General features: G+C 56.2%; 2 protein-coding genes. Both read left to right on the top strand.

The features are described from left to right. Positions 1–158 precede the first annotated feature (158 nt). Entirely contained in the window at positions 159–395 is a 237-nt protein-coding gene (locus HGI47_RS22135; RefSeq protein WP_168854904.1) for an AlpA family transcriptional regulator, read from the top strand. 59 nt (positions 396–454) lie between these two features. After that, positions 455–586 carry a hypothetical protein gene (locus HGI47_RS22975; protein WP_255461019.1) on the top strand — a complete coding sequence of 44 codons (132 nt, stop codon included), beginning with the start codon at positions 455–457 and terminating at the stop codon, positions 584–586. Positions 587–605: the final 19 nt, after the last annotated feature.

The following is a 605-nucleotide window of genomic DNA, read 5'->3' on the forward strand; positions in this document are numbered from 1 at the left end:
AATCTGCGCCTCGGTGAAACGGCTCTTCCTCATGCGTCTGCTCCTTACAGTGGCAGACTCTACATCAGAATGAGGGAACTTTCGGGGGGCAGGTCACGATGTCGCTGCCTCGGTAAATTCGGAGTTTGGGGGGCGAACCCAAGAAAATGAGATTAGCGATGCCCCAGTCAACTCAGAATGAAACCTACACGTCACATGTCGCCGAAGCAACGCCGCCGGCCCGTCTTCTGCGTCTGCCGGATGTAATGGCCCGCGCTGGGCTGCGCCGATCTGCCATTTACCAGCGCATGAGCGATGGGCGGTTTCCCAAATCAAGATCACTCGGCCCGAAATGCGCGGTTTGGCTCGAATCGGAGATAGAGGACTGGATACGGACAGTCACGAAACTCGATTGATCATCTGCGAAACGCACAATGCATTGCCCCGCCTCACGTTTCAACATTTCTTGTCGGTCATGTCCGAGGGGATCAAACTCAAGATCAGCCTGCGTCTTTCTTGCGGTAACGAGATGGACACCCGCAATAACCGCGACTTTGGCGGCACGCTGACCGGTTTTGTGTTTGACGGGTCGAGTGCGGGCATTTGAGCGGGCTGGTGGGCATTGC

The organism is Novosphingobium sp. ERN07, from assembly GCF_012641335.1.
Taxonomy (GTDB): Bacteria; Pseudomonadota; Alphaproteobacteria; order Sphingomonadales; family Sphingomonadaceae; genus Novosphingobium.

Bases quoted from the DNA above. Each gene is read 5' to 3' on its own strand.
- HGI47_RS22135 (WP_168854904.1), top strand. From the start codon at position 159: ATGCCCCAGTCAACTCAGAATGAAACCTACACGTCACATGTCGCCGAA.
- HGI47_RS22975 (WP_255461019.1), top strand. From the start codon at position 455: ATGTCCGAGGGGATCAAACTCAAGATCAGCCTGCGTCTTTCTTGCGGT.